Annotated in this window: 20 protein-coding genes; 1 reads left to right on the forward strand and 19 read right to left on the reverse strand. The window is 37.2% G+C overall.

Going from position 1 to position 25,796, the window contains the following annotated elements:
* Nucleotides 1–5 precede the first annotated feature (5 nt).
* Nucleotides 6–1,016, reverse strand: a complete 1,011-nt coding sequence (locus tag NRE15_RS06980) for a glycoside hydrolase family 43 protein (protein ID WP_313794873.1) — start codon at nt 1,014–1,016, stop codon at nt 6–8.
* Nucleotides 1,017–1,271: 255 nt separating this feature from the next.
* Here NRE15_RS06980 and NRE15_RS06985 point away from each other — a divergent pair, with 255 nt between their 5' ends.
* A complete protein-coding gene (locus NRE15_RS06985) occupies nt 1,272–2,222 on the forward strand; it encodes an ArsR/SmtB family transcription factor (protein ID WP_313794874.1) in 951 nt (316 codons plus the stop codon).
* 52 nt (nt 2,223–2,274) lie between these two features.
* Here the strand turns inward: NRE15_RS06985 and NRE15_RS06990 are convergent, their stop codons facing one another.
* The 18 genes from NRE15_RS06990 to NRE15_RS07075 form a co-directional block, all read right to left on the reverse strand.
* Nucleotides 2,275–3,816, reverse strand: coding sequence for a glycoside hydrolase family 43 protein (locus NRE15_RS06990; RefSeq protein WP_313794875.1), 1,542 nt, complete (start codon nt 3,814–3,816; stop codon nt 2,275–2,277).
* Nucleotides 3,817–3,995: 179 nt separating this feature from the next.
* Nucleotides 3,996–5,498: an arabinosylfuranosidase ArfA gene (gene arfA / locus NRE15_RS06995; protein ID WP_313794876.1), complete on the reverse strand. Its 1,503-nt coding sequence runs from the start codon at nt 5,496–5,498 to the stop codon at nt 3,996–3,998.
* 96 nt (nt 5,499–5,594) lie between these two features.
* A complete protein-coding gene (locus tag NRE15_RS07000; RefSeq protein ID WP_313794877.1) occupies nt 5,595–6,020 on the reverse strand; it encodes a hypothetical protein in 426 nt (141 codons plus the stop codon).
* Nucleotides 6,021–6,032: 12 nt separating this feature from the next.
* On the reverse strand, nt 6,033–6,878 hold the full coding sequence (locus tag NRE15_RS07005; protein ID WP_390887188.1) for a carbohydrate ABC transporter permease: 846 nt from the start codon (nt 6,876–6,878) through the stop codon (nt 6,033–6,035).
* Nucleotides 6,878–7,771 carry a carbohydrate ABC transporter permease gene (locus tag NRE15_RS07010; protein ID WP_313794964.1) on the reverse strand — a complete coding sequence of 298 codons (894 nt, stop codon included), beginning with the start codon at nt 7,769–7,771 and terminating at the stop codon, nt 6,878–6,880. The genes NRE15_RS07005 and NRE15_RS07010 overlap by 1 nt, the downstream gene beginning before the upstream one ends.
* 115 nt (nt 7,772–7,886) lie before the next feature.
* Entirely contained in the window at nt 7,887–9,116 is a 1,230-nt protein-coding gene (locus NRE15_RS07015) for an extracellular solute-binding protein (RefSeq protein ID WP_313794878.1), read from the reverse strand.
* 112 nt (nt 9,117–9,228) lie between these two features.
* Nucleotides 9,229–10,491, reverse strand: a complete 1,263-nt coding sequence (locus NRE15_RS07020; RefSeq protein WP_313794879.1) for an alpha-galactosidase — start codon at nt 10,489–10,491, stop codon at nt 9,229–9,231.
* 47 nt (nt 10,492–10,538) lie between these two features.
* Nucleotides 10,539–11,984, reverse strand: coding sequence for an alpha-N-arabinofuranosidase (locus NRE15_RS07025; RefSeq protein WP_313794880.1), 1,446 nt, complete (start codon nt 11,982–11,984; stop codon nt 10,539–10,541).
* A 27-nt stretch (nt 11,985–12,011) separates the two neighbouring features.
* A complete protein-coding gene (locus NRE15_RS07030; protein ID WP_313794881.1) occupies nt 12,012–12,956 on the reverse strand; it encodes a glycoside hydrolase family 43 protein in 945 nt (314 codons plus the stop codon).
* On the reverse strand, nt 12,953–15,220 hold the full coding sequence (locus NRE15_RS07035; RefSeq protein ID WP_313794882.1) for a glycoside hydrolase family 127 protein: 2,268 nt from the start codon (nt 15,218–15,220) through the stop codon (nt 12,953–12,955). The genes NRE15_RS07030 and NRE15_RS07035 overlap by 4 nt, the downstream gene beginning before the upstream one ends.
* 36 nt (nt 15,221–15,256) lie before the next feature.
* Complete coding sequence (araA, locus tag NRE15_RS07040; protein WP_313794883.1) at nt 15,257–16,681, reverse strand: L-arabinose isomerase; 1,425 nt, start codon at nt 16,679–16,681, stop codon at nt 15,257–15,259.
* A 19-nt stretch (nt 16,682–16,700) separates the two neighbouring features.
* Nucleotides 16,701–17,402, reverse strand: a complete 702-nt coding sequence (locus tag NRE15_RS07045) for an L-ribulose-5-phosphate 4-epimerase (protein ID WP_313794884.1) — start codon at nt 17,400–17,402, stop codon at nt 16,701–16,703.
* An 18-nt stretch (nt 17,403–17,420) separates the two neighbouring features.
* On the reverse strand, nt 17,421–19,037 hold the full coding sequence (locus NRE15_RS07050) for a xylulokinase (protein WP_313794885.1): 1,617 nt from the start codon (nt 19,035–19,037) through the stop codon (nt 17,421–17,423).
* Between the two features lie 557 nt (nt 19,038–19,594).
* A complete protein-coding gene (locus tag NRE15_RS07055) occupies nt 19,595–20,542 on the reverse strand; it encodes a nuclease-related domain-containing protein (RefSeq protein WP_313794886.1) in 948 nt (315 codons plus the stop codon).
* Nucleotides 20,543–20,781: 239 nt separating this feature from the next.
* A complete protein-coding gene (locus tag NRE15_RS07060; protein WP_313794887.1) occupies nt 20,782–21,867 on the reverse strand; it encodes a GntR family transcriptional regulator in 1,086 nt (361 codons plus the stop codon).
* A gap of 110 nt (nt 21,868–21,977) precedes the next feature.
* Nucleotides 21,978–22,811 (reverse strand): Cof-type HAD-IIB family hydrolase, encoded by an 834-nt coding sequence (locus NRE15_RS07065; RefSeq protein WP_313794888.1) that lies wholly within the window; start codon nt 22,809–22,811, stop codon nt 21,978–21,980.
* Nucleotides 22,804–23,655: a Cof-type HAD-IIB family hydrolase gene (locus NRE15_RS07070; RefSeq protein WP_313794889.1), complete on the reverse strand. Its 852-nt coding sequence runs from the start codon at nt 23,653–23,655 to the stop codon at nt 22,804–22,806. Before NRE15_RS07070 ends, NRE15_RS07065 begins: the two co-directional genes overlap by 8 nt.
* Before the next feature lie 679 nt (nt 23,656–24,334).
* Entirely contained in the window at nt 24,335–25,786 is a 1,452-nt protein-coding gene (locus NRE15_RS07075) for a glycoside hydrolase family 1 protein (protein WP_313794890.1), read from the reverse strand.
* Between the last annotated feature and the right edge of the window lie 10 nt (nt 25,787–25,796).

A 25,796-nucleotide genomic window follows, 5' to 3' on the forward strand; every position in this document is an offset into this window, starting at 1 on the left:
ATATTTTAATAAAGTTTTTGTTCAGACATGGTCGGACCATCAAGTTTTAAAACACCATTTTCAAAATACAAGTGGTCAATTGACATTTGGCGGTTTCCTGAAGGGTGATTTGGATCTGTGTGAATATGGTAAACCATATAGAGGGTTTCATCATCTAATCCTTTAGTCACACTATTGTGACCTGGACCAGAAACACCAATCTCTAAATCTTTTTGTAAGATTGGATTATTTTCATATTTAACAAAAGGTCCTATCGGATGATCACTCACGGCGTAACCAACCCCATAGTCTGGATCAGCGAACATATTAGCTGAATACATCAAGTAATATTTGTTGTCATGCTTTAAAACAAATGGTCCTTCGTTCCACGCTTCTTGGCGTAAAGGATGTTCCCAATCTTGGTCAGGCGTTAAGACGAGTTGTGGTCGGCCAACTAAATAATCCAATCCTTCAGACATTTCTTGAACAAGTATTTGACTTAATCGACGACTATTAATAACATTTTCGTGGACATCTTTGACATAATAGAAATAAAAAGTGCCCTCATCTTCCAAAATATGTCCATCTATGTACGATCCAGCTTCATTGACTAAATCTGCGTTTAAATCAATAAAAGGTCCTATTTCTGACTCAGATTTAGCAATAGCAATCCGTAAACTGCCACTTTCTGTTCTAGCACTAAATGTCATGTAAAATTCACCATTATGTTCGATAACTTCTGGTGCCCAAAAGTCTCCGGTTCCCCATGGATGTTCTTGACGTCTATTGTCATATACAAGTCCCATATCGCGCCAAACAACTAAATTATCACTATGCCATGCTTTAAAGCCATAGTTTGGTGCAGATGTGGCATACATGTAATAGCCACTATCTGTTTTCATAATAAATGGATCGCCTATATCTTTGATATTCCCTAGTGGATTTTGATAGGTCAATTCTTCTGCATCCACTGGATTAACACCTCCAAAGCTAAAATTTAACACCAATATACTAACAGCAATAAATAGATACTTCATTCTTAAATTACACCTCCACTAAAAAGTTTTCCACTAGCTTTTTAGTTAATTGCTCATGTATACTAGAATTTAAGAAATCTGCCCTCCTTCTCTTTTGATTTATATTTATGTTTACGTAATCAAAATAGCATCACAAGAAAGCGGTGTCAATGCAATCATCTTAATTTTAGCATTAACTACTTATTGGTTAAACGATGGTTTGAAAACGATTTATTTAATATTAGCAATTAACTAAAAAGTTAAATGAGGTGTCTTATGGAACTCGATTTATCTACTCACTCGCTCAAAGTTTATGAAGCTTTAGCCAGTCAAACGCGGTTAGATATTTTAAATTTTATTGGGCCTGAAGAAAAAAGTATTTCAGAAATTTCAGAGTTTTTAAGTCTAAGCAATGCGATTATTTCTCGTCATGTACAACAATTAGAAGACGCTGGGATTGTGTCTTCTATTCGTGGTAGAAGAGAAAATCGGAATAAAAAATTAGTCAGCATGAATATCGATCAAGCACGAATAGTTTTCCCGTTTCGAATCTATTACCCTTATGATGTTCATACATTAGATGTAAAGCTAGGTCAGTATATTGATTTTGCTGTTTCTCCTACTTGTGGTTTAGCCACGACTACCCACATAATCGGTGATGTAGATGATGAGCGAACATTTATGCATGAGGAACGTAGTCAAGCTGAACTATTATGGTTCAAAGACGGATTCGTTGAATACAAAATCCCTAATCCACTCGTTAATGGTCAAGAACCTAAACTCTTAGATATCAATTTAGAAATTGCTAGTGAATTTCCTTTATCCAATAATAAATGGCCAAGCGATATTTCTGTTTATATAAATGATCACTTAATTGGTATACACACCGTCCAAGGTAACTATTCGGACATTCGAGGTCGTTTAAATCCTGATTGGTGGCATGAGCAATTTAGTCAGTATGGTGAAATCTTACATATACGCATTAATCGTTTCGATACGGCTTTTAATGGAATATATAAATCAGAGATTTCTCTCAACCATTTAAATTTAAATGCAGAGTCATTTATTCGATTGAAACTAGCAATAGATAAAAACGCTGTCCACAAAGGTGGTTTAACTATTTTTGGAAAAGGGTTCGGAAATCATGAACAAAACATTGCACTTAATCTTTATTACGTCAATCAATCTGAAAAAACCTATCATACCAATGATTTTAATAACGATTAAATTATCGACTAATTCACTTTGGAAATTGAGTAGCGAGAGTTCATTACTCTTACTACTCATTTTTTAGTTGAATTCCCCAAACGGTTTGATTGTTTTGTCCGATAGCAGCGATAACGATGCGAGGTTGTTCAAATTCATCGACTTGTTTAACTATTACCCCATCAAATGGCTCATCTTCTATAATTAATTGTATTTGACCATCAGCCGTTAACTCATAGTTACCTGAATAGTCACCTGTAATCTGACCATCTTCACTTAAGATAATTTTTTGATTCACAATCATATCACCTGTAGTGGTATTGCCGTGATCAACCCATTGGTAGGTTCCCGCTACTTCATTTGATGCTTGTTCAATCGGTTCTACCAGCACACCGCTATAGCGATATGGCAAAGTAATTGGCCAACCTGAATCGGTATAATACATTTGGTGAACACGTAAACGATGCATTTCATTATTAGTGTTAAAACGAACATGGAAGACATTAAACCAATTATTATTACTATCCACTAAGACTGAATTATGTCCTGGCGCTTTGTAACCTATGCCTTTAAGGCCATCAATAATGTAATTTCCCATTAATTTGATTCCAAAGCTATCATTCACATCGCCCCAGTCAATTATGCCGTCATTGCCATTAAAATCAAGATAAGATCCATCGACATTTTCTGACCGGAACAGACGCATATTATAACCACCATCACGGTTCAAACCACCGTAAGTGACCCACAAATAGTAGTAACCTGTATCTGCATTGTAATGAATGTATGGTCCCTCACCCGATTGGTGGTGACCACCTGAAAGTTTAGTCCCGAAATAGCGATCGATTATACGACCATCCGCTGTTTCACCATCTGTTCCTGGATAAATTGGTGTCCCGGTATCTGGATTTAAAGGCAGTAAATAAATACCCCCAGACCAAGATCCGTACACTAACCAAAGGTCTTCATTTTCGTCTAAAAATACAGTTGGATCAATGGCGTTTGGCGCATAATCTGTATTGTATTCACGACCTAATGTTTTAGTCCATTTAGGATTAAACTCCTCAACAATGCCTTGATCAATCAATTCTGCAATATTTGTTCCATGATAATTGATATTGCGGTCACTCCCGTCACGTCCATCTTCTTGAGAAAACCCTGAATAAATAATGGTGTCTACGTAGGTGTAGGGACCTTCAATGTGTGGCGCAACCAGTGTTGCAATGGAAGAGCGTCTCCAAGTCGAACTTGCAGAATAGTACATTTGAAACGCACCTGTATCGCCATTTGCCCATTTAAAATCTGGATTCCAAATGATATCGGGTGCCCACAGATTAAATCCACCCGCTGAATCCGCATCATCATGTCCAGACCATTCAAAGGTCTCAGCTAAGTTTTCAGCCGTATTACCAAAAATGAGATTGTCTTCCATATTTTCATATTCAGTTTCATTTGGCACTTCCCAGGTGACTAAATCATGTGATTTAGCTTGTGCAATATGTGTCCCAAACACATAAAATGTCTCTTCTCCACTGTCATCAATAAACGAATAGATGGAAGGATCATGCACGGATATTTCTCGATGTTCGCTTGTTTCCCATGGTTTTGTCTCCATCGGTTCCACCTCAATATTTAAACTTGTTGGGAGAGTGGTCGATTGTAAAACCAACCATGCTGATGTTAAAGCTTTAAAAAGCATATTCACAGACTTTCCTCACTCCTTTTGTAATCAACAATAAAGTTATCCTAAAACACTCTTACTTTAAAAATGAATTGTATACCAAACTATTAAATTTATTGATTTAAAGCTACCCTAATTACATTCCAAGACAATGGCTTCAATTTAGCAGAAACCACATTGTTTTCAACTCTAATTTCTTCACTCGGAGATGGTTTAACGACTTCTTCTGCACTGGTATTAATGGCTTTTATATCAAACCCAGCCATCTCAGAAAAATCAATCACATCACCTAAAGAGATATCGTAAAAATCACATTCAAAATCAATCGCATCATCTTTTGAGCGATTCACTGCAAAGATAACTACTTCATTTTCTTCTTCGTTTAAAACTGCAATAGATTCTAAATAAGGTACATTATCAAAATCCCTAGAATTATAGCTATCTACTTGAATATTAGGAGTTAAAGCTATGCCACGACCATATAATGATGCTTGCATAAATGGATAGAAAATGGTTTGCCTCCAAGTACGTCCATCTTTTTCAGTCATAATCGGAGCAATAACATTCACCAATTGTGCTAGGCAGGCAATCTTAACACGATCACTATTCTTCATTAAGGTAATCAATAAGCAACCAATCAATAAAGCATCTTCAAAATTATAGATATCTTCTAATAGTGGAGGTGCAATTTGCCATGGTTCATTTTTAGAATCTTGTTCATTCGAGTGATACCAAACATTCCACTCATCAAAGGATAAGTTAATGGTTTTATTGCTTTTCTTTTTAGCTTTAACATAATCACAAACCGCTACAACCGATTTAATGAAATTATCCATATCAATGGATTTAGCTAAATAATTTTCTAAATCATTTTCTTGGTTACCATAGTATCGATGTAGAGAGAGGTAATCTACGTATTCATAAGCCTCGTCTAACACTTCCGCTTCCCAAGAAGCAAAGGTTGGCATTTCTGAACTTGAGCTACCACATAGTACTAACTCAATGGAATCATCAACTAATTTCATTGCTTTACCGGCTTGAGCCGCTAATTTTCCGTAATCAACCGCAGCTTTTTGACCAATTTGCCATGGGCCATCCATTTCATTTCCTAAACACCAAGTTTTAATCGCGAATGGTTCTTCATGCCCATTTTGACGTCGTAAGTCAGATAATTCTGTTCCACCAGGGAAGTTACAATATTCAACAATGCGACGTGCATCATCTACACCACGTGTTCCTAGGTTTACCGCCATATTAACCTCAGCATTCACTTCCTTTGACCAATCAAAGAACTCATGCATTCCCACTTCATTCGTTTCGATTGTTCTCCAAGCTAAATCTAAGCGCTTTGGTCTATTTTCTCGAGGCCCAATTCCATCTTCCCAGTTATAGCCTGATAAAAAGTTCCCTCCTGGATAGCGAACTAATGGGATATTTAATTCTTTTACGAGTTCTTTCACATCATTACGGAATCCATTATCATCTGCTGTCGGATGAGTTGGTTCATAAATACCTTCGTATACAGCACGTCCCATATGCTCGATAAACGAACCGTATAAGCGATCTTCAATTTTTGATATTTGAAAATTCTTTGAAACTTGCATATTTGCTTTCATCAATATTTTTACCTGCCTTTTTTATTTGAAAAAAAATAATAAGTTTGTTCAATTATTTCAATCGCATTTGAAAAATCCTATCATAGCAAACTTTAATTAAATCTGATTTTGATATTGTAATTGCTTTTGTAGCCTAATTGCTTTGTTTCTTGAAAGATATAAAACGAATAACACAACATAAATCAAGGTTCCGATTATATCCATGGTAATTAGAGATAGAATCATTAATATTGCTAGCCAAATAATAAATCCTTTTTGAATTTTGTTATCTCTCATATTACGAACGACAACAAAATTTAAAACTCCAATAGCTATTTGAAGTAAACCATATGCCATGACAACCATAAAAACTGAATCTATTAAAGAACCAACTAAATCTTTGTTAGCCATTGTGGCATCTGATAAGCCTTGTATACCATCTACTCTTATTTGACTTCCAAATCCAATTATAGTAATTAGTCCATTGACTAAATTCCAAACTGCTCCAAATCGAAGTATATTTCGTTCTAATGTTCTAGTCACTATCTAACACCTCTATTTCAATCCGACATTCAGGTTTAATGAATCTATAAAATACTTTTGAGCGAAAACAAACAGTAAAACTGTTGGAATCATTGCAATAACAGCTGCTGCCATTAATTGACCAATCATTACATAATTCCCATACAAATCTTGTAGTAACTGTAACCCTGCTGTTATAGTAAGCATTTTAACGTTATTCATTACAATGGTAGGCCATAAGAAGTCATTCCAAGATCCTACGAATGAAAACATTCCTGTTACAATTAATATTGGTTTAACTAATGGAATAATAATTTTTGAATAAATAGTAAAATCTGTTGCTCCATCCATTTTTGCCGACTCATCATACTCTAGTGGAATTCCTTGCATAAACTGACGGACAAGGAAAACATTACTTACTCCACCTAAACCAGGAACAATTAATACTAAAAAATTATTCGTCCAACCAAAAGAATCTACAATTTTGTATGAAGGGATGATGTTTACAGCACTAGGAAACATTGAAATTGCTAAAATTGAATAAAATAGAAAATCTCTACCTTTAAAATTTATTCTCGTGTAACCGAATGCTGTTAAGGACACAATCAGAACAACTAGTAGTGAATGGGTAGTAGATACAAATAATGAGTTAAAAAACCATGTGACGATTGGTGCACTTGACCCATTCTGTAATAACTTCACATAATTCTGCATAACCCAATTAGCTGGTAACATTCTAAACCCTACATTCATTATGTCTCCTTGAGATTTAAATGATGTAAGCAAACCAAAAACAGCTGGAAATAACCAGATTAAAGCCAAAATAATTAGGAAAAAATAAGCTAAATACTTAGAAATATCTATTCTTTTTTTCGTCATTATCTTTCACCTCTTCTTGTCATAACGATAAATTGGAAAAATGAGAAAATCAAAATAACCAATCCTAATAATACGGCCATGGCAGAAGCAATCCCTGCTATGGACTCTCCTGACCCAAATGCTAGATTACGTATATACATCATTAAAACTGTTGTTGATTGCTCTGGACCACCGTTTGTAGCCATTAACGGTTGAACATATACATTAAACGCTCCAGCAGTCGACATTATAAAAGTGTAAAACAATGGGAAACGTATAGATGGTAATGTTATACTAAAAAATTTTCGAATTGAACCAGCACCATCTATATCCGCTGCTTCATATAAATCTTCTGATACACCTGCCATTGCTGAACGATAAATTACTAAATGTCCTCCTATTGCTCCCCACATGGACATAACAAAAATCACTATCCATGCATATGGTTGGTTGGCAGTCCAAACAACATCAGAATTAAATAAATTGTTAATCGGTCCTAGCCTAGGATTAAAAATTAATAACCAAATAATCGCACCTGCTGAAGCAGAAACAAGTCCTGGCACATAAAAAATCGCTTGAAATAATCCTTTAAATTTTATTCCTTTGTGTTGCATAACAGTGGCTACAATTAGTGGAAATAAAATTTGAAAAGGCACAGTCATTACGACAAATATCAAGGTATTTTTTAAACCATTTCTAAATTGAAAGTAAAATGTCGAATCTTTATTAAAAAGAATAGTTTTATAATTATCTAATCCAACAAATGTTTGATCAGTTACTAAATTCCATCTTGTAAAAGATGAATATATACCATAAATTATTGGAATTAATGAAAAAATTATGAAAATAATCAAGTGTGGCCCTATAAACGCTAAGTGTGAATATGATTTTTTTTGTTTTTCTTTCTTTTGTATTGCTTCTTCGTTTAATTTGCTAGCTTCCAAATTAACCATCCCTTCATATGTAACCTATGGTATTAATTTTAAAACCTTAATACCATAGGAAGCACATCAATTATGTATGTTTATCTTAGCTTGCACTTTCTGCTATTAAGTCCTCTACTTGTTTTTGAGCTTGTTGTAAACCTTCATCAATATCAATATTTCCATAGATCATATCATTTAAAACTGTTCCTAAAGCTTGTTCGATGTAACTATAGTATTTGTACTCAAAGATGTATGAAGCTTCTTTTTCTTCTTCTGAGCTAGTGAAAAATGATTGAGGGTATTCTTGATATGCCTCACTTTCAAAAACTTCACTTGAAGCAACTATTTGTCCTGCTTCTGCCCACTCTAATGAGTTAACTCTCATCCAATCCAAGAAGGCAGCGATTCCTACTTCTTTTTCATCTGTCCGTTCTTCATTGTTTAATAACGCAAACATATGAGATGATGAGCGGTTTGTAAATTTATCTTCTGTTACAGAATATATATTTGTTAACCCAAAGTTTAATCCTTCTACAGAAGCATGTGCAGTAACCGTCCAAGTGCCATCGGTAGAAAATAGAACATTACCAGCTTGGAATATTGCATATCCATCTTCTCCATATGGTGTTAATAAACCGTTATCAGCTAAACTCTTTAAGTTCTCAACTACCTCTTTCATTTCTGGTGTATTTAATGTTGGGTTGCCATCAGCATCTGAAATATCTCCACCTAAATTCACCACATTTCCTAATGCTACCCATTCTATCAATGCATTATTTACTACATAATCTCCTTCTTCTAACTGACCAGCTAGCGAATTCATCTCATCTATTGTGACAACGTTGTCATCTAAGAAGCCAGTAGCATCATACTTCTCTAATAAATCTATATTGTAGTACATCACGTTTCCATGAATATCTAAAGGAATTGTATATTGAACATCTTCGTAATTTCCAGCGTTCCAAGCCGTTTCTAAATAATTGTCAGCATTTAAATCTGGCTCTGCAGCTGTCAACATATCGACTGACTCTAGCATATTTAAGTCTGCAAATTGTGGAACTCTATCTGCATGAATCAGTGTTAAATCAGGAATATCTTTTCCAGTATTCATCACAGTATAAATTTTAGTATACATATCCGATGTAATAACACTTTCCACAGGAAATTCTGGATCAGTTTCATTATAAGATTCAACCAACGCTTCCATATATGCCCCATCATCACCAGTTAGTGGATTCCAAAAGGTAATCGTATTTGCATTTCCACATGCTGATAATAGTGTTGTATTAGCTAATAGTAGTGCTGTTAAATATCCTTTTCTTGTTTTTCTCATAGAATAATCCTCCATAAATTAATTAAAAACCAAACAACTAGTCAAGAACATTGAAATAAACCAATAAAATATAATTGCAATGCATTCGTCAATGGCTTTATCACTTAATACCTTATAATTTTCCTAACAATACTCCATGACTAGCAACTTCCCATTCATCTTCTAATTCAAACATTTTTCCATGCCATAAATCCAATAAAGCTGTACCCTCGACGAGTTTTTTCACTTCTTCCGGCACTACACTATCTTTATCACTCACATTGAAAATAGCCACATACTCATCATTTTCAGAATACCCTTGCCAAACCACCCACTCATCATCCCGATAAACTTGGCGTCTTTCCACTACTTCACGATACATCTGGAGAACGGATTCATTTGTTAACAGGCTCAAAGTAAAGTCATCTATATCCGGCAAAGTCCCACCAAACATTAATGGCGAACCAAAAATGGTCCATAAACTCATCAATAGGTATTGTTCATCTTTGGTAAAACGAGTCCAATTATCGCCACCCCCACCATCAACTGCCCGTAAACCAATGTGCCCTAATGGCAACATGTCACAGTCTGGCCAATTACCAGGTCTAACAAAGGATGCCCACTCAGCGGTACGATCAAACATGTTATATAAAGCATCCCAATGATCCCAAAAATCATCGGTTAAACGCCACATATTGGCATGATCTTGGAAGAATGTCCCGTTTTTTAAATGTGCTGGTCCTGGTGATAAAGATAAAATCATAGGTCGACCAACTTTTTGAATAGCCTGGCTAATTGCAACAATCTCTTTTTTATGCGCATCATGATATAATTTAGAATCCGCGATATCATCCACTTTGATAAAATCCACACCCCAAGAAGCATACAATTCAATCAAGGAATCATAGTAAAGTTGGCCTTCCGGTACATCAACATTGACACCATACATATCTGAATTCCATGGACAAATATTGTTCAAAGCAATATCGCGTGCTCTTTTTTCTGTTCCTTTTATAGCTGTATTTTGATGAACCGCCTGCCGGGGAATCCCACGCATGATATGAATCCCAAACTTCAACCCTTTAGCATGAATGTAATCCCCCAAAGCTTTAAAACCAACTCCATCAACAGCTGATGGAAAGCGATTCTCAGCAGGTATCAAGCGCGAATACTCATCCATATGTAATGGAAAAAAATCATTATAGCGTGTCGATACCGCTTCTGGCTCACTCCACTGAATATCAACGACCACATATTCCCAGCCAAACTTCAACAAATGGTCTGCCATAAAATCCGCATGCGCCTTCACTTCATCTTCTCTTACTGTTGCCCCGTAGCAATCCCATGAGTTCCATCCCATGGGAGGTGTCGGAGCGTAGTTTAAATGTTCCTTCATTCTCTATCTCCTTCTAATAAATATCATTGCAATGGTCGCAGAGGTATTTATTTAACGGTTGCTCTAATGGTAATCACTGACATTGGAGGAGCTGTAACGGTCAATTGACCGTTACCCAAACTGTATTGGTCAAAATCGAGTAAAGAGATATTGTCTGGTTGTTCAAAGGTGTTATGGTCATCATTATGTTGACCTACAATATATTCTGATGAAATGATATCAGCTAAGTTTTCAATGTCTAAAGTAAGTTCTTGCGCTTCATCCATTGAATAATTACATAAAGATAAGGTTAATAAATCATCTTTAGTTGATAAAGTGTACGTTAATGGGTCTTGGCGATCAACATGTGTCGCAATTTCAACCGCATCTTGATGGTGTTTGTACAAGTAGAAGACATAAAAACTTGGTGTTTTAATCATTTCTTGGCTTTCAGTTAAAATCATAGCTTGTAAAACATTGACTGTTTGGGCGATATTAGCCATATGCACGCGACCGGCATGTTTTTGGAAAATATTCAAGGTAATAGCAGCCACCATGGCATCACGAATGGTATTTTGTTGATATAAAAAGCCAGGATTGGTGTCAGGTTCAACCGCTAACCAAGAACCCCACTCATCAACAATTAGGCCTACACGGCGGTCTGGATCGTATTTATCCATAATGGCACTGTGATTGGTAATAAATTCATCCATTTTATAAGCAGAAGTAATTAAGGTGTCCCAATGTTCGACAGGAAAATTAGTAGCTGGTCCTTTGTCTTCCCATGGACCTGTCAAGGCATAATGGTGTAAGCTGATGCCATCCATAAAACGCGTCGAATAACGCATTAAAATTTCCATCCAATTATAGTCATCAATATTTGGACCACATGCAATTTTATACAAACGGTCATCACTGTATTGACGCACATAAGTTTGATAGCGATTGTACAAGTCAGAGTAATATTCAGGTCGCATGTTCCCCCCGCAACCCCAACTTTCATTACTTACCCCGAAAAATTTCACTTTCCAAGGTTCATCTTGACCATTTTCACGACGCCAATTAGCCATTGGAGACTCGCCGCTCATCGTCATATATTCAACCCACTCTTGCATTTCAGAAACACTACCGCTACCAACATTTCCATTAATATAAGCTTCTGTCCCTAATTGACGGACTAATTCAAAAAACTCATGCGTACCAAAATGATTCGTTTCGGTCACACCACCCCAATGGGTATTGACAATGGCTTGACGATTTTCACGTGGTCCAACCCCATCTTTCCAATGGTATTCATCCGCAAAACAGCCACCTGGCCAACGTAAAACTGGAATATCAATTTCCTTTAAGGCTCTAACGACGTCTTGGCGAATCCCATTGACATGCTCAATATCAGACTCTTCTCCAACCCAGTAGCCTTCATAAATACACTTACCTAAATGTTCTGAGAAATGACCATAAATATATTTGCTAATAACAGGTCCCTTTTTTGTTAAATCCACTACATTACTCATTGAAAGCCTCCATTTATCTTCTATTTTCTATTCTCCAGCTTCGCCAAATACAGGAAAACCTTTTTCATCCCAATTAAATACCTTGGCAAAGGCATGACGGTTAGGATTTTCCAAAGGATCCCCCGTCTGATTCATTTCTGGTCGTGCATGATAAATCAATACATCTTGCGAATCATCCTCTGACCGCGTAAAAGAATTATGCCCGGGTCCATAAGAATGATTTTTCTCAGATGTTTTAAAAACCGGCACTTCACTCTTTTGCCATGAATAACCATCTAATAAGTCACTATCAATATCCGCCCACAACAATCCCATACAATAATTTTCATCCGTTGCACTAGCAGAATATGAAATAAACACTTTTCCATTAGCGATAATGACTGCCGGTCCTTCGTTTACCCAAAAGATTTGCTTTTCCCAGTCATATTCAGGAATAGAAAGTAAGGTCTGCTTACCTTTCAACGTCCATGGATTTTCCATTTCTGAAATATATAAATTCGAATTTCCTGGAATACGAGGGTCTAACTGAGCCCACACATAATACAACTGTTCCTTTAACCCAAAGACAGTCGCATCCAATGAAAAACTTTCAAACTGTGTTACCACTTGTCCTTTTTCTTCCCAATCCCCTTCTAATGGATTGGCCGAAGGATTCGCAATCACAAACATCCGGTGATGCTTATATTGGTCACGGACTACCGCATCATCACTGGCTGCAAAATAGATATACCAAACACCGTCAATATGATGAATTTCAGGTGCCCATATCAGCTCACTCTGCAAGCCACTTTCATGCGCATGCCAAACGGTCACAACTTCCGCTTTGGTATCCAAATCATTTAAATGCTTGGCTCGTCTTACTTCAATCGATTGATAACCTGGTACTGAACCCGTGAAATAGTAATAACCATCTGTATGCTTATACACCCACGGATCCGCCCGTTCAATCACAATCGGATTTTGATATGTCATTCATTTTCTCCTGTCTCTTTTAATAGATAAATCCCAAAAATAGCCGTTCCTTCTTCAAACCGCACCGCGACACGATTACTATCTTCCAATGAAATCTCTTTTTCAATAAATATCTCTGCATCAGCCAAAGGCACTTGAACCTCCTGTTGGATGCCATTTACAGTTAATGTTGCTGTTTTCCCACTATCATCGCGGTGGAAAACTAAGCGTAATGTGTTGACTGCCTGCTTTAAATAGTTAAATTCATATGCAAACCAACCATTTTCGGTAGCTATGCGATAGTTTTTACCGTCTTTACTTGCAACATGTGATGCTTCAAACTGTAGGCGTTTAGCATATTCGCTGTTATTGTGATCAAAATTGGTTAATGAGTCGACAATGGCCCTTGCTTGTTCTTTATCGGTTAATTCTGTTTTATATTCATGATAAATCCCATAGCGTTCATCATAAATTTGATAATAAGGTACAAATTCCCAATTTTGACTTTTTCCTTTAAATTCAAAAGCGAAAGCATACTTGTCTGAATCAATGGGTTTTATTTGATTGATCCAATCATTGGATTCAACTTGAATGGTTGTATGCAATATATCAAGCTTAGTTCCAACTCTTACTAAAATACCGTTTGGATTGTAATCATCAATGGCTTCCTGACCAAGGCGACTTGCTAAAACAAATGGACCGTATACTAAAGCAGCATAATCTGGATTGTCCGTCGTTGGCTCTTTTGTCACCCTTGCTTGCATGCTTACTTCAATCGTTTGTACATCCGCTACTAGAAATCCAAAGCCGTTTTCTTGCTCTACTTCTCGCTTAATGCCATCTACTTTTATCACCGTCGCTTCTGACCATTGTGGTAGCCGCACTGCGATTTGCTTTAGGCTTATTGGTGAAACATCATCCAGCGCTTTTGCAGTGATATTTATTTGGGAGAAGTTGGGTTTTGATTGGATGTCAAGGTGTAAATTGTATTGCGGTAAGCTGAGCTGGTTGGAAAAATAGCTATTAATATAGAGTGTGTCGTCTTGGGTAAAGTAGAAAGTGTCGGCCAATTTGGCGAAACTTTCGATGCCGGTCCCGGTACAACACCAAAATTCGTCGTATGGACGATTGAAAACCTTGTTGTAGCCAGCATCCATGGGCTGAAAATACATCATCATGCCGGTTTCAGGGTTTTGCGATCCTAAGATGGCATTGATATAGGTGCGTTCATAATAGTCTAGATATTTTGGCTGATGTGTCAATGTATATAAGCGTCTGGATAATTTCAACATGTTGTAGGTGTTGCAAGTTTCGCACGTACAGTCACCGACACGTTCAGCTGCATCATGATGCAGTTGATGAGGGGCATGAAAATGTTCACTTTGACTATTGCCACCTGTAGCATAGGTATGGCTGTCAATCACAATATCCCAAAAATTAATGGCCGCATCTAAATACATACGAGAGGCATTTTCAGTTGTCTCGTAATGGCTAAGTGCACCGAGCAATTTAGGAATGGTCGTATTTGCATGTTTACCTGACAAAACGTCTTGACCTTGAGCTAGTTGGTGGAATAAAGTCAGCTCGTCAAAGTAGCTAGCTGCTTGGTGGTGGTTAGGATTTTGCGTGAGGGTGAACAAACGATATAAAGCATCATTCATGCCACCATATTCAATCCGCAAGATCAGTTCTTTGTCATTGAGACGGCTTAGTCTTTGATAAATATAATCACCGAAACGACTGGCTGTTTCTATCGCAACTTGACTGAGTTCATCATCTTTTTCAAGATATGCGTCGTATACATCTAAAAGGCCTACAAGCATTTTGTGCAAAATATACCAAGGGACCAAGTTATTTTCTTTTTGATTTTCTGCTACGGGCTTGCCTTCCACTTCATCTAAGGAAACTTCTCTAAAAGCTGAAAGATAACCGGCACTGTCAGGGTGTTGCTGAGCGTAGGCTTCTTGGATGACTGCTAGCTGTGTCACCATTTGTTTTATTTTATGGTATAAGTTGTTTTGTCTTTCTGGGTCTTTAGTCGCTTGAAAAGCTAGGGCACTGGCTGAAAGGTAATGACCTGGGAAGTGACCTCTAAAATTGATGAGGTCACTACGTTCCCAACCTTGGTAACCTGATTCTGCCGGTGCTTGAAGCTTGGCTACTTGATAAAATTCATAAAGTAATTTGTTTTCGTCAAAACTGAGTAAATAGTCTATTAATTTATTTTGCGCATTGACTAAATGCGGATCAGTTAAGGTAATTTGATTTGTGGGTATCCAATTCATCGAAATACTCCCATCAATGTGTTGTTATAGTGGTATTTATTTAATCAAAGCGACTTCCAAATCAACCATCCTAGCCCAACTTAAAATTTGGTCAGTTGTCAGACTTAGTGAAACAGCGGTATGATGGCCGCCACCTGCTTCAATCCAAGCTTTCACGCCGTCATGGAAGTTTGGTTTCACTTTCCATAGTACGCGGGCAACCGGTAAGTTTGGTGCAGCCACACTTGGTTCAAAAGCTTCTACTTCATTCACTAATAGTTTGAAGTGGGTTCCAAAGTCAGCCAGTGAAACGACAACCCCGTCACCTGCTTTACCGTCAAAAACCAGACGAGCTGGATCTTCGCGGTCTCCGATAGATAAAGGTTTAACGACGATTTTGGGCTTGTTGCTTGCGAGTGTTGGGTCAACTTCTAACATATGTGATTGCAGAATGGCTTCTTGACCAGGTGTTAATTCATAAGTGTAGTCTTCCATGAAACCTGTAGTTTGGTTATGTGACATGATTTTTAATTGGCGAGATAAAGCCGCTGTTTTCCAGTCCCCTTCTCCAGCAAATCCGTATCCTTGTCCCATCAGACGTTGCACAGCTAAACCAGGCAATTGTTTCATACCATGTAAATCTTGAAAATTAGTCGTGAAAGCGGTATAGCCGCGGCTGTCTAGAAATTCCTTCAGTGCAATTTCATAACGTGCCTGAACTTTCACAGCATCTTCCCAAACTCGCGTATCATAATCACCATAATCAAAATCATAAAGATCTTTATATTGATTAAATAACTCTGCAACAGCTTCCTCTGAAACATGATTAACGACGTCAACTAAATCACCAATCCCGTAGTAATCCACCGTCCAGCCTAACTTGATTTGCGCTTCAATTTTATCCCCATCGGTCACAGCTACATCACGCATGTTATCGCCAAAACGGGCTACTTTGATGTTAAAGCCCTCTCCGTAAGCAACGGCTGCATCCATCCAATCTCGAATTTGCGCTTGAACGTGTGGGTCTTCATAGTAGCCAATGACAACTTTGTTGCCCTTGTTTAAGCGGGCATTGATATGTCCATATTCACGATCACCATGTGCTGATTGGTGTAAGTTCATATAGTCCATGTCAATCGTATCCCAAGGTATGGCTTGGTTGACTTGAGTTGAAAGATGTAGCAATGGTTTTTGTAATAATTGTGTGCCTCTAATCCATAGTTTGGCTGGTGAAAAGGTATGCATCCAGGTGATAACACCGGCTACTTTATCATTGTAGTTAACTTCTTTCATGATTTTAGTAATACCATCAGCAGTTAAAGCTGTTTCTTGTAAAACAATGGGGTATGGTAAATTAGCCTGTTCATTAAGAGCATGAGTGATATTTTTTGCATTGATGTGTACTTGTTTTAAAGCATCTTCACCGTATAAATCTTGTGAACCAACAACAAACCAAAATTCTTTTTCTAAGTTTTCTAGCATAAATTTGTCTCCTAAGAAGTTATTTATTTGATTGACCGTAATAAGCGTTTTTTCCGTGTTTTCTTAAATAGTGAACGTCTAAAATGGCTTGAGGTAGAGGTTCAGCAAAGACATTGAGTTGGCGGGTATAAAAGTTCATCTTGCAAACTTCTTCAAGTACAACGCTATTCATTACAGCCGCCTCAGGACTTTTACCCCAAGTAAATGGCCCGTGTCCGTGAAGAAGAACGGCTGGAATTGCCTGAGGGTCGATGCCGCGTTCTTTAAAAGTATTGACGATAAGTTCACCGGTGTTGTGCTCATAAGCATTTTGGGCTTCTTCAGTCGTTAAAAAGCGGGCGCAAGGTACAGTGCCATAGAAGGTATCCGCATGGGTCGTCCCCATAGCTGGCACATCTTGCCCAGCTTGAGCCCAAATGGTTGCCCAAGGAGAATGCGTATGGACAATGCTTCTGATTTCTGGGAAATTCTTGTACAGAACCGCATGTGTCGGTGTATCTGATGATGGTTTGAGTGAACCTTCGATAATATTATTGTTTAAGTCAACAACCACCATATCATCCGCTGTCATAGTGTCGTAATCCACACCGCTTGGTTTGATTACAAAGTAGCCTGATTGGGGATCAAAAGCACTCACATTTCCCCAAGTGTATTTAATCAAGCCGCGTTCTGGCAATTCAAGATTGGCTTTAAAGACGGCTTCTTTTAATTCTTCTAACATGTGCAACTCCTTTTTTGTTTATAATAATTCGCCAGCTAGTTGCTCAATCGGCAAACCTTTTTCATACCTTTGAATAAATAAATCGTAACCGTGGATGGTTGCTGCTGTTGGCTTAATTGTTTGCCCTTTATCTGACTGGAAGACTTGGTTAGATAAAAAGTCAGCCAGTGTTTTTTGAGGATTTTCTTGTTTGAAGGCTTGGAAGGCTGCTAAAACGGCCATTCCCCATGCACCACCTTCACCGGCTGTTTCCATCACTGTCACAGGTGATTTCATGGCTGCTGCTAGAATTTCCTGAGCGATTTCGGGTGTTTTGAAAATCCCTCCATGTCCCACAAGTTGATCAACATGCACACCTTCTTGTTCTAAGATAGTCATGCCAATTCTTAGTGCGCCAAAAGCAGTCATTAATTGGGTTCGCATAAAATTACCTAGAGTTAGTTTTGAATCTGGTGTTCTTACGATAAGTGGTCTACCAACAGGTGTTTTAGTGATATTTTCTCCTGAATGATACCCATAAACGAGTATGCCGCCACCATCTAAATCGGCTTCACGCGTCGAATTAAACAAAGTTTTGTAAATGGTCGGTGTGTCGATTTCTAAGCCTAATTTTTGAGTAAATTCTTTGAAGAGTTTGACCCATGCATCAATTTCTGTCGAACAATTGTTAGCATGAACCATTGCGACTAGTTCTCCAGATGGAGTTGTAACAATATCAATTTCTGGATGGACTGTTTTCAATGGTTGTTCAAGGACAATCATGGCAAAGACAGAGGTACCTGCTGAAACATTTCCTGTTCTAGGTAGAACACTATTAGTTGCGACCATGCCTGTTCCAGCATCACCTTCAGGTGGACATAAGGGAATACCTGCTTTTAGTTTGCCTGATGGATCTAAAAGGTAGGCTCCTTCTTGAGTCAAAATCCCTGAAGTTTGACCAGCAACTTTAACTCGAGGTAATAAGTCTTCTAAGTTAATGGAGTAGCCTTCTTGTTGAGCCAGTTGGTTAAAATGCTCTAAGTGTTTTTTGTCGTAATCATTAATTTGACTATCAACAGGGAACATGCCTGATGCATCGCCGATACCTAGGACTTTCTCACCAGTAAGTTGCCAATGAACATAACCAGCTAAGGTAGTAAAAAAACTTATATCCCCAACGTGCTCTTCTTTGTTTAACATCGCTTGGTACAGGTGTGCGATGCTCCAACGTTGCGGAATATTAAATTGAAATGCTTCTGTTAGTCGTTCCTCAGCTTGGGCTGTCATCGCATTACGCCATGTTCTAAATGGCACTAATAAATTATTTTCTTTATCAAAAGTTAAATATCCGTGCATCATTGCGCTAAAGCCCATAGCGCCAACTTCTGATAGTTCAATGTGATATTTATTTTGGACTTGATTGGCCATTAAACGATAGCTTTGCTGTAAGCCTTGCCAAATTTCTTCAAGCGAATATGTCCATACACCTTCTACTAACTTATTCTCCCATTCATGTTCTCCACTAGCTATTGGAAGAAAATCATTTGTTACCAACACCGTCTTTATACGTGTGGATCCTAGCTCAATTCCTAAATATGTTTGCTTGTTGCGGATTTGATCTTGAATCCATTCTGTCTGCTCAATTTGCTCGACCACCAAACTACCCCTCCTTTACTTTTCACCCTAATTATACTTTCTTGTCCGTATATATCAACATTTATTTCTAACTGTTCGTACATCTTTGTAAGGGTTTTAGTTGATGGGTAGAGGATTCAGAAGAAATTTTTATTTTAAAACTTCTTATGAGAGTTGGTACGAAGTTATATATTAGGTATAACTTCGTATGACTTCTGGTAAGATGTTATAAACTAGCTATAACTTCGTATGACTTCTGGTAAGAAGTTATAAATTAGCTATAACTTCATATGACAGCTGGTACGAAGTTATAAATCAGATATAACTTCATATGAGGTCCGGTATGAAGTTATAAATTAACTATAACTTCGTATGAAACCTGGTATGAAGTTATAAATCAGATATAACTTCGTATGAAGTCTGGTATGAAGTTATAAATTAGCTATAACTTCATATGAGTTTTGGTAAGATGTTATAAACTAGCTATAACTTCGTATGCGTTCTGGTATGAAGTTATATATTAGCTATAACTTCGTATGCCTTCTGGTACGAAGTTATAGCGTCCAACCACCGCAAATTTAAATTAGCGGAAGTTGATTTGGATCATCTAAAGGAATATCGTAGTAATAACTTCGTCTTTTTCCTAATCTAACGTATGCTTTATCCAACGTACGTTGAATAGTGAGTTTATTAATCTCTCCTCTAACCAACTTATGCACATTGGCGACGGTTATTTTCTCTGGGTGATCGAAAAAAAGTAGTCGAAGTTGATGTGTCATACGTAAGATGGTATCGGCTTTGTTTTCGCGTGTTCCACATGCGTTGCAAACAAATGATTTCTTGGCATTGTGAAGATGAAATTCCCCACATTTTTTACACGGTACGCCTTTTTGTAAACTTGAGTATTGGTTATCTGAAATAGACTTTGGCATAAAGGGATTGGGAACACGAAAAGATTCTAAAGCTTTTAAGCACTCGTCAATGTACCAAGAAGTCATAGGATAATCACTCACCTGCCGTTCTCGGCGCAAATAGCTCCGTAGCTGATGCCGTAATACAATTTCAAAATTCACGCCATCTTTTATAGCTACTTCGCTTGTTTCTCCAATAAATATCATTGCGCCAGCCACTTCGATTTGCGAATCAACTGTTGCGGCAATTTCTTTCAGGTAATTAAGGCGCGTGTGCATTTGATAGACGATATCATTGTCCATGGAAGATCCGTTAATAGTACATTGACGGTTTTCGTAACGAAAAAAACCGTCATAGTTTTTAACTTCTAAAATAAGCCAACGATAATCGATAATGATAATAAAGTCTACTTGCATGAGCTTGCCTTTATCAAACCAATAATCTGCAATAATATGCCAGTGAGGGCTAGCGAAATGATTTAGATATTTACTGACTTCATATTCTCCTTCATCCCCTTGGCGTAAAGTAAAAAGTCGGTTGCTTTGGACTGTGGTTAAGGACAGGTGACGTTGCTTGAGAATTTCCAACTGCTGTAATTCATAATTTATTTTCACAATAAAAACCTCCTCATATTATAAATACGTAAAAAAAGACGATTTCCATTATTTTATTTAATAAAATTTTCAGGCAGCGATATTTATTTGGAGGTTTTATACAAAAAACCACAAAAAAAACCGAAACTTTTAATTATAAGGGAAGTGGCTACTTTCTCCTTAAAGAGAGATGTATGCCAGTCCGCGCTTAATACTGTAATAAAAGTTTCAGTTTTTTCTGTTTTATTTTCTAATCTATCCTAGCTATTCAACGATTTAACCGTTGAACCTGGGATGAGTTTTGGTTGGTAAAAAATGCTGTCATTTTGTTTGCCAGTTTGAACAGCTTCAACCACCCATTCGGCGGCATCCATGCCTAGTTGTTCTTTTGGATGCTCAATGGTGGTTAGATCAATTAAATTAATGGTCTGTGCGATATAATGGTCATTCCCGACTATAGAAATATCTTCAGGAATACGTATGTCATACTGATTCAATAACGAAATGATTTGGTAAACAATTTGATCATTATAGCCAACAATTGCTGTGATGTTAGGATTGTGCTTAAGCTTATCAAATACTTTTTCCGCGACATCTAAACGCGTTTCAGTCGTATACGTTAAAATATTATCCGGATTGAAATCAATTTTATATTTTTCACAGGCTTTAAAGAAACCTTTCATGCGCAATTTACCTTGCAAGTCATCGATTTTACTCACAAGAAGAATTTCTTTGTGGCCAGCTTCCATGACCGCTTCTGCCGCCACAAAACCACTTTTCACATCATTTAAAGCAATTGATGGAATATCCAATTCCTCGTAATTAGCGTTAATCATAACGACTGGGATGCCATTGTTACGAATACTCGTATATAGAGCAATGTTTGGGTTAAATTGATTACTTTTAGTTGGCTCTACAATCAACCCTTGAACACCTTGTTTAATCATTTGCTCTAAACACAACTTTTCTTGGGCGTAATCATTTCCAGTACTAGCTAACATCATGGAATAGCCATGTTTGCGTAAAGTACGTTCAATCCCTCTTACGATGTCTGGGAAAATATAATCAGACATGTAGGTGATGATAACACCGATTGTTTTTGAAGTTGTATGGTTCATTTGGTTTGACGGCTTGTTAGAATCCACATAAGTTCCTGAGCCTTTTTTCTTTCTTAAATAGCCCTCGTTGACCAGTAAATTTATCGCTTCACGGACGGTATGACGACTTACATCATATATTTCTTGCAGTTGTAACTCTGAAGGAATTACTTCATCGGGTAAGTATTCTTTCAGTAATATCTTATTACGTAAATCATCAGCTATGACTTGATATTTGGTTTTATTCATTAGTTTACTCCTATTTATGTTTCAACTTGTTCGGACAAGTTCTGCCTTTTTATCATAATTGATTGAAACACATTTTACAAGGAGATTTTATTTAGATTCGTTATAATCCCTCATATCAACCCAAAATGCTCAAACGCATTATACAACCCATCATCCATCACCGCATCGGTAATGTAATCTGCCATCTCTTTAATTTCAGGTCCCCCATTTCCCATGGCAACGCCAATTTCACAATATTCCAACATGGGAATGTCGATTTTCGCATCACCAAAAGCTAGCGTATTTTCACGGTTAATTTGAATATGATCCAACAAAATCTGTACCGATTTACCTTTATTGATTTGTGCAACACCGACATCGCCAAACAAGGCTATTTCACCTTCGCCACCCCAAGTGTTGACCATCAGATGCGCAAATTCTTCTTTGGCATCTAGATAATCTTGGTAAGAACTTAAAATAAAACTAATTTTATTTACATCAGAACGTACGAGCTCGCCACCAAAAATCATCTCAGGAAAAGCCTTTCTAACTGACATTTCTTCCGCATCGGGAAGATGTTTACGTTTAGAATATTCCACCATCACCGATTGCCCTTGTTCTTCAAAGTGTTCACTAGCAAACAAACCGTTGTTACTCTCCACATAAAATTCCAACCCTCTTGCGTGACACCAGTCCACAATGCTACGGCATTCTTCTTCCGTCAACGTTTGCTCAAACACCACCTCATCATGATGTTCAATGTAAGATCCGTTTCCACCTATTAGACCATCAAAACCAATTTCCCACAAATCATCATAAATTTCCGCCTTCGAACGGCCAGTGCACATATACACAAAATGCCCATTAGCGCGCGCCTTTTGAATGGCCGTTACCGCACTTTGAGGAAGCTCCCCTTCATACGACACAATCGTACCATCCACATCAATAAATACCGCTTTATTCACTTAGGCTACTCCTCCTAATTATTTTTTCAATTTCTCTTGGAACAGCATAATTCCAATTATAGCCAATGGTATAATTAGCTGCTGCTTTAGCTTCTTCACTTCCGTTGCGGGTTGCATAGGAGTTTTGATACTTAGCTAACATATCAATATCATTGCCTCCATCGCCAAATACATAGACTTTTTCAGTGTCGATTTGCCATTGTTGCCTTAATTTTTCCACAGCATTCCCTTTGGATACCCCTTTATAGGTTAATTCATACACACCAGGGGCGAAAGGATGATTTTCAATCATAGGGAGTTGAGCAAGATAATCATTAAATTTAGTCGTTAACTGAGGATCTGTCATCCGACAATTCACTTTTATAATGGATTGAGCTAATATTGTTTCATTGGTTTGGTCAAATTTGCGTGCGGCAAGAAATTGATTAATCACCTTTTTTCCAAGATTCTTTGCGATAAATCTTCGTATGCCCGTCACCGAATGAAATGATCCCATATATTGTTCTTTTGTGACATTAATATAGTTTTCGTCCTTAGTAATAAAATCAAAGGCTAGTTCTGGAAATTGTGTCAATAAATCCTCAATAATTTCACTAGGAATTTGTTGTTCAAAAAGGATTTTACCTTGGGAATTCGTAATCAGAGCGCCATTATTATTGATAAAGAAAATAGGTCTTTCTTGTAAGTCGAGCATTATGGCACTTTCTTGATAAGTTCGTCCAGTAGCAACGACAAATCTGTCGTTATTATTTAACGCTAAATCAATACTTTTAAGAATTCGGCTATCTAGGCTATGAAATCCATTGAGTAAGGTACCATCTAAATCACTTACAAACATTTTCATCAAATCACCTCTGATTTATTAAAATTACTTATTAAGGAAACTATAGCGTAAGCCAAACAAAGTTTCAACGACAGTGAGTTAAAACATTATCAGCAAAATTATGTGAGGATGTATGTAATGATTCATGGATACTTTTGGTTACCGAGTTTAAAGGTGCATGCATTTGAAGTTTATGTACTTCAAACTCGTTTATAACTACACATAACTTCGTATCACTTCTGGTATGAAGGTATAATCACCTATTAACTAAATATAACTTCGTATCATTTCCGGTATGAAGGTATAATCACCTATTAACCAAATATAACTTCATATCACTTCTAGTATGAAGTTATAATCACCTATTAACTAAACATAACTTCATATGACTTCTGGTATGAAGTTATACCTCGCTTATTAACTAAATATAACTTCGTATCACTTCCGGTATGAAGTTATAATCACCTACTAACTAAATATAACTTCGTATCACTTCCGGTATGAAGTTATAAAACGCCTATTAACTAAATATAACTTCATATCACTTCTGGTATGAAGGTATAAAACGCCAGAGGTGTATGCGTTACCTATTTGCTTTTTAACCAAGCCAACTAAAAATCGAACTTTCAATCATAGACTTAAGATTAGCTCATTTATGATTAAAAGTTCGAAATTTTCAGCACTTTAATCGCTGATATGTTTATAGCTTTTCTCCATTTGAAGCGATGACTTCTTTATACCAATCGAAAGAATCTTTTTTGCTCCGGTCAAGCGTCCCATATCCTTCATTATCCTTATCGACATAAATAAAGCCGTAGCGTTTTTTCATTTCTCCGGTAGAAGCACTGACTAAGTCAATACAACCCCATGAGGTATAGCCTATTAAATCAACGCCATCTGCAATGGCTAATTTCATTTGTTCAATATGTTGTTTCATGTAATCAATGCGATAACTATCATGTATCTTACCATCTTCAGCGAATTCATCATGAGCACCTAAACCATTTTCGACAATCATTAAAGGTACGCGATAACGATTATAGACTTCATTTAAGTAGACTCTTAACCCAACCGGATCAATTTGCCAACCCCAGTCAGATGATTCTAAATAAGGGTTTTTGATACCGAACATCATATTGCCTGCTGAAGCTGACTGACTCGGATCAGTAGACGCTGTAGACGACATATAGTAACTAAATGTATAAAACGAAACTGTACCAGCTTTTAATAATTCTAAGTCACCTGCATGGATATCCAACTCAATATCATTTTCTTGCCACATTCTTTTAGCAAATGGAGGGTATTCGCCTCGAACTTGAACATCACCACAGTAAAAGTTAGCTTCATAGATTGATTGCTGAGCTTTTAAGACATCATTTGGATGACAGGTTAAAGGATAGGTTTCATTACCCGCGATCATACAACCTACTTGCATTTCGGGATTAATCTTTTTAGCATCTAAAACTGCATTTGCACTGGCTAAAAATTGATGGTGCAAGGCTTGAAATCGTTGGTTTTTAGAGGCCACCGATTCTTCATCAGAGTTGAAAATAGGAGAATTTCCTGCTTCAGGAATAATACCTCCGCCCATAATCGCGCCAAATTGAGAAGCAAGGATATTTATTTCATTGAAGGTCAACCAGTATTTAACTAAATCTTTGTATTCGTTGAATACGGTCCGTGCATAATGTCCAAAGAAGTCAATGACTTGACGGTTCGTCCAACCGCCATATGTTTTGGCTAAGTGGATCGGTGTTTCGTAGTGTGATAAAGTTACCAAAGGCTCGATACCATATTTTTTACATTCTTCAAAAACACTGCGATAGAAATCTAAGCCAGCTTGGTTGGGCTCACTTTCATCACCTTTAGGGAAAATCCGCGTCCAGTTAATGGACAAACGAAATACTTTAAAACCCATCTCAGCAAATAATTTAATATCTTCTTTGTAGCGATGATAAAAATCAATGGCTTCATGTGAAGGATACTCAAAATTATCGGTATCAATATCATAAGTGAATGTTCTTGGGGTATTTACGTCACCTTTGGAAATATGGTCAGCTACACTCGGGAGCTTGCCATCTAGATTGTAACCACCTTCGCATTGATTAGCCGCGGTAGCGCCGCCCCATAAAAAATTTTCTGGAAATTTCATTTGTCACCTT

The organism is Fundicoccus culcitae (genome assembly GCF_024661895.1).
Taxonomy (GTDB): domain Bacteria; phylum Bacillota; class Bacilli; order Lactobacillales; family Aerococcaceae; genus Fundicoccus_A; species Fundicoccus_A culcitae.

What these genes read in the sequence shown, in the direction of transcription:
- NRE15_RS07075 (WP_313794890.1), bottom strand. Translation starts at nt 25,786, where the DNA reads ATGAAATTTCCAGAAAATTTTTTATGGGGCGGCGCTACCGCGGCTAAT.
- NRE15_RS06990 (WP_313794875.1), bottom strand. Translation starts at nt 3,816, where the DNA reads ATGGAGACAAAACCATGGGAAACAAGCGAACATCGAGAAATATCCGTG.
- NRE15_RS07030 (WP_313794881.1), bottom strand. Translation starts at nt 12,956, where the DNA reads ATGACATATCAAAATCCGATTGTGATTGAACGGGCGGATCCGTGGGTG.
- NRE15_RS06985 (WP_313794874.1), top strand. Translation starts at nt 1,272, where the DNA reads ATGGAACTCGATTTATCTACTCACTCGCTCAAAGTTTATGAAGCTTTA.
- arfA (WP_313794876.1), bottom strand. Translation starts at nt 5,498, where the DNA reads ATGAAAGCAAATATGCAAGTTTCAAAGAATTTTCAAATATCAAAAATT.
- NRE15_RS07045 (WP_313794884.1), bottom strand. Translation starts at nt 17,402, where the DNA reads ATGTTAGAAGAATTAAAAGAAGCCGTCTTTAAAGCCAATCTTGAATTG.
- araA (WP_313794883.1), bottom strand. Translation starts at nt 16,681, where the DNA reads ATGCTAGAAAACTTAGAAAAAGAATTTTGGTTTGTTGTTGGTTCACAA.
- NRE15_RS07025 (WP_313794880.1), bottom strand. Translation starts at nt 11,984, where the DNA reads ATGAGTAATGTAGTGGATTTAACAAAAAAGGGACCTGTTATTAGCAAA.
- NRE15_RS07020 (WP_313794879.1), bottom strand. Translation starts at nt 10,491, where the DNA reads ATGAAGGAACATTTAAACTACGCTCCGACACCTCCCATGGGATGGAAC.
- NRE15_RS07005 (WP_390887188.1), bottom strand. Translation starts at nt 6,878, where the DNA reads ATGACGAAAAAAAGAATAGATATTTCTAAGTATTTAGCTTATTTTTTC.
- NRE15_RS07070 (WP_313794889.1), bottom strand. Translation starts at nt 23,655, where the DNA reads ATGAAAATGTTTGTAAGTGATTTAGATGGTACCTTACTCAATGGATTT.
- NRE15_RS07035 (WP_313794882.1), bottom strand. Translation starts at nt 15,220, where the DNA reads ATGAATTGGATACCCACAAATCAAATTACCTTAACTGATCCGCATTTA.
- NRE15_RS07015 (WP_313794878.1), bottom strand. Translation starts at nt 9,116, where the DNA reads ATGAGAAAAACAAGAAAAGGATATTTAACAGCACTACTATTAGCTAAT.
- NRE15_RS07060 (WP_313794887.1), bottom strand. Translation starts at nt 21,867, where the DNA reads ATGAATAAAACCAAATATCAAGTCATAGCTGATGATTTACGTAATAAG.
- NRE15_RS06980 (WP_313794873.1), bottom strand. Translation starts at nt 1,016, where the DNA reads ATGAAGTATCTATTTATTGCTGTTAGTATATTGGTGTTAAATTTTAGC.